Source organism: Acinetobacter sp. UBA6526 (genome assembly GCF_002434875.1).
GTDB lineage: Bacteria > Pseudomonadota > Gammaproteobacteria > Pseudomonadales > Moraxellaceae > Acinetobacter > Acinetobacter venetianus.
Genome location: NZ_DJLC01000026.1, coordinates 1 through 4,671, shown reverse-complemented (window position 1 = coordinate 4,671; position 4,671 = coordinate 1). Strand labels below are relative to the sequence as shown.

The 4,671-nt window shown below is 40.1% G+C and carries 2 protein-coding genes and 2 pseudogenes; 2 read left to right on the top strand and 2 right to left on the bottom strand.

All coding sequences use genetic code 11. The annotated features are described in order from the left end of the window. Together glyA and nth are read right to left on the bottom strand one after the other, a co-directional pair. Positions 1-408 (bottom strand): annotated as a pseudogene (gene glyA, locus B4237_RS02025) (serine hydroxymethyltransferase); the annotation flags it as partial. Between the two features lie 31 nt (positions 409-439). Then, positions 440-1,093 (bottom strand): endonuclease III, encoded by a 654-nt coding sequence (nth, locus tag B4237_RS02020; RefSeq protein WP_286941091.1) that lies wholly within the window; start codon positions 1,091-1,093, stop codon positions 440-442. A 196-nt stretch (positions 1,094-1,289) separates the two neighbouring features. Between nth and B4237_RS02015 the strand changes: the two genes are divergently transcribed. Further along, entirely contained in the window at positions 1,290-4,259 is a 2,970-nt protein-coding gene (locus tag B4237_RS02015) for a TonB-dependent receptor plug domain-containing protein (RefSeq protein WP_286941088.1), read from the top strand. A 116-nt stretch (positions 4,260-4,375) separates the two neighbouring features. Further along, positions 4,376-4,671 (top strand): annotated as a pseudogene (locus tag B4237_RS02010) (acetyl-CoA C-acyltransferase); the annotation flags it as partial.

Here is a 4,671-nt window from a genome sequence, read left to right as displayed (position 1 = left end):
AGAAAAATTTACTTTTGAACCATGCGTGAGATGCCCTCCATGATCTAGACTCATGCCAAGAATCTTGTCTCCAGCATTAAGCAAAGCTAAAAATACAGCTGCATTAGCGCTGGCGCCAGAATGCGGTTGAACGTTAGCAAAATCTGCTTTAAAAAGTTTTTTTGCTCGATCAATGGCGAGTTGCTCTGCGACGTCGACGAATTCGCAACCACCATAATATCTTTTGCCAGGGTAGCCTTCGGCATACTTGTTAGTGAGTATTGATCCTTGAGCTTCTAAAATTCTAGGTGAAGCATAGTTTTCTGAGGCAATAAGCTCGATATGCTCTTCTTGTCTTTTTTTTTCGCCCTCAAAAGCTTCCCATAGCTCGGAATCAAAACCTTCAATAGTGAAATTATTACCATACATCCGAAAATTATACCTCCTAGCAAGGGTATTTCTATGCTTTATTGGTTATAACCTTACTTCTTCTTCTTGGATAAATAGCTTTGCAGATATCACATTTCAAACCGTAACAATCCTTAGCGGAACAATTCTCACGACCATAGAAAATAATTTGTAAGTGCAAGTCGCCCCAAGATTCTTTTGGAAATAATTTTTTTAAATCTAGTTCGGTTTGTGTAACATTTTTTCCTTTCGATAAACCCCACCTCTGAGCTAATCTATGTATATGAGTATCGACTGCAAAAGTTGGATGTCCAAAAGCTTGATTTAGAACAACGCTTGCAGTCTTATGCCCAACACCAGGAAGTTTTTCCAACTCCAAAAGGCTCTTGGGTATTTTAGATTGATATTGCTTTACTAAAATTCTAGAAGTTTTCATAATCGCTTTAGATTTTTTTGGGGCGAGCCCACACGATTTTATTTTTTGGTATATTTTTTTTTCTCCTAAAGCCTGCATTTTTTCGGGCGTATCTGCAATCTTGAATAATTCTCTAGTTACAATATTCACTCTCTCATCTGTACATTGCGCGCTCAGGAGGACTGCTACCAAAAGAGTAAAAGGATTTTTAAATTCCAGAGGTGGTTTAGGTTTTGGGTAAAGTTTTTTGAGCTTTTTTCTAATAAAATCGGCTCTTTCTTGTTTTGTCATGATGAAAAGTTTCAAAAATTTTTTTACCCTCAAAAAAATAGTAAAAAAAAAGAATTTTATCGTATATTTTTCTTATTACGAAAGCTTGTCATAAATATTCAGCTGAGGTAACATCGAAATGAAGAAGGGGAGATATAAGCTATTTTTAAGCAAATCCTTTCAAAATTTACATTTGAACTCACGGAGGGAGGAGTCAGTGAATAAATATATTAAGTATACAATTTTAGGTGCAGCTTTAGCTTTGCTAAACACTTTTGCTTATGCGCAAACCGTTGAAGAAGTTACTGTTACGGCTGCTAGAAAAACTCAATCAGTGCAGGATGTTGCAATTTCTGTTCAAGCTTTAGATGGAGATGATCTAAGAGAGCAACACATCACAACTGGTGATGATTTAGCTGAAAGATTACCAGGTTATGGTTATTCTCAAGCAATTGGTTCTGGAATCGCGACTAAAGTTAGGGGTCTTTTGATTCCTACTATTGGTGCCGCTCAGGTTGCCGCTGTTCAATATAATATTAATGGTCACACTCAGTCTGTTAACAGTTTAGCTGAAGCAGGATTCCTAGATTTAGAAAGATTGGAGGTTTTGGAAGGCCCTCAAGGAACTTTGTATGGAAGAAACACAACAACCGGTCTTGTTAATGCGATCACAAACAAACCTGGTGCTCCAGAGTATTTAGATCTATCTTTTGGTGCCGATGGCCTTACAAATTTTGCTGGCGCGTATAATTTTGCCCTAAGCGATTCTGCATTTGCAAGAATTGCATTTAAAAAATACGACAAAGACGGCACTATTTTCAACACTGTAACTTCAAACGACGTTGATTCTAGAGATTCTTATGCCTTGCGACTTACAATGGATTATGAACTAGAAGACGACAGCACTTTTAGAGTTATGTACAGCAGAAATCAAATTAATGATTCGAGACAAAATCTTGGTGCACCAGCTTGTAAAAGAGATGAGTTCTTTGGCTGTTCACCATTTCCTGGGGATCCTTACAGCAATATAAACTCACCCGTACATCCCGTTGGACTTGTCAATAATACTTTTAACACTTTAATGCTAATAGCTCCCGGTGTAGACACCTATGCTGAAGCGGCAGCTGCATCAATTCCAAACATTGATACTATCCAGAAGACTCGCGACCCATCAAACAGCCTTAATCACGAGCAAGGTCAATTGGAATATTTCAGGGACTTAGAAGTTGGTAGCGGGGACATAGTTTTAAATTTAAAAGCCACTTACCAAGACACAACACAAGCAATGTATGGTGATAACGATCACTCTCATTCAATTGGTTCTACAGGACAAATTGGTAATGCTTTGATTCCTCAAGGTTCGCTTGCGTTTGCTTCGCTTCCTACAGTTTGTTATGGAACGATGACTAATGTGACACGAGACGAATCTTTCGAATGTACTTTTCCTCACTACCATAGCGAACAATACGAACTTAATCTTGTTTCAGATTTTGATGGCAGACATAACTTTGTTTTTGGTGCCTACAACTTCCAATCTGTTGCTTTTAACCCTTATTGGATTCAAACCATCGGTTACCTAGCAATGAATGACTTTGGTAATCACCCAATGTCTGCTTTATTTGGTGGCGCACTTGACGGCTATGGCGGACAAGCTTTCGCGAAAGCGCTTGGCGGTACTTTGGCCAGCTCCGCCATTCAAACAGGACTAGCAAGTCTTGGAGCAACCCCAACGACGACGCAAGTGGCGACTTTCTTAACGACAAACGCTGTGCCCGTAATTCAGTTTGCGTGTACCGCAGCGGCAGGAACTGATTCAACACTTAGTGCGGCAGAAAACAACACATGTATCAAAGATATGCCTGCAGAAGCTGGCGGATTAATCAACGATCAAAGAACGCATCGTGACACCATGTCAATTTTCGGTGAATACTATTTAGACGTCACTGATAATTTCAAACTTACTTTCGGAGTTCGATACAACGACGACAGATATTGGACGCAATCCATGCAAGGTTTGTCAGATGGAGCTTACTCTGGAGCAGGTAATACCGTCGCAGCTGCTTGTAACGCTGCAGACTACGAGGCTTGTTATCAAGCTGGTGCTTCGATAACTACAGACAAACAAGAGGAAAGCATGTACAAGTTTGTGACTCAGTACTTCTACGATCAAGGTCAAGTTTATGCCTCTTATACTACTGGTAACCGTCCAGGAGGGGCTAACCCCGATACAACTAAGTACGATGGTTCAGAATCAACTCAAATTGAGATTGGTACCAAAAATATTCTATTCGACGGAGCTATGCGTTTGAATTTGACGGCGTTCTCAATGGAAATGGAAAAAGGTCAGTTTTCTCAAATCCGAGTAAGTTCTGCTTACACTGAACTTCATGACTTTACTCACGAAGGAGTGTCATTGAATGTTCAAGCTTATGTGACTCCTACAACAATTGTATCTTTGGGAGCATTATATCTTGACAGTACTATGGACACAGTGGCTCCAACTGCCGAGAACACATATTCGGTAGTTGCCTTAGGTGGAATTATTAAACAAGGTTCTCAATCAATCGATCCACACAATCCAACTCAAGCGACAAGTTTCACTAACTTAGCTACTAACGCCGCTTTAGCTGCTGCATATCAGCAAGCTGGACTTTCTGCTGCTGCTGCTTCAGCCGCTGCTGACGGCATTGACGATGCTTGTGCTGCAATCTTTGGTGCGGCACTTTGCGGTCAGTCAACTTATTCGATGGATAACAAAGGCAATGTCTTAATGAATCCGCAAGGATTGGCTTTCCCTATATGTTCAGGTTGTAGTGAATTCAAAGAAGTTGGTGGCAACCAAGTACCATTTGCTGCTGAATTAGAGTCTAATGTTGCTTTGACTCAACTTTACTCAGGTTTTGGCGGTTCGGGAGCTATATCATTGATGTACTCTTTTAAAGATGAGCATTTCAGTGACTGGTACAATCAAGAAAAGCACAAGGTTCCCGCTGCAGAATTCTGGAACTTGACTGCTTCATATTCTCCAGACAATGCTGATTGGTATGTTAATCTTTGGGCCAACAATCTTAGAGATAAAAGACAAATTACTTCTTTGCAAGGCACAAGTAACCTGCAAGGACAAAATATATTCACGACTTTCTCTGAAGGCATGCGTGCTGGATTAGATTTTGGATTAAACTTCTAATTAGCTTACTTAAAAAAAACCCCGCTTTTGCGGGGTTTTTTTTATATCAGCATGGCATGTAAAGGTTAAATTATTTATAATCATCAATCGAAATATCGAATTTATTAGGAGACGTTATGAGAAATGTAGTAATAGTAGACAGCGTTAGGACCGGACTAGCAAAATCATTCAGGGGAGGCTTCAATCAAACCAGAGCGGACAACATGACTGCCCATTTAGTTGATGCTTTATTAGAGAGAAATCCAGGATTAGACCCTGCTGCGGTTGAGGACATGATTCTAGGTTGTGGAGCGCCAGAAGGAGCTCAAGGACATAACATTGCCAGAAACGTGGCTGTATTATCAAAACTTCCAATTGAAGTTGGCGGCACAACTGTTAACAGATATTGTTCGTCAGGTCTGCAAACAGTTGC

Bases quoted from the DNA above. Each gene is read 5' to 3' on its own strand.
- nth (WP_286941091.1), bottom strand. From the start codon at position 1,093: ATGACAAAACAAGAAAGAGCCGATTTTATTAGAAAAAAGCTCAAAAAA.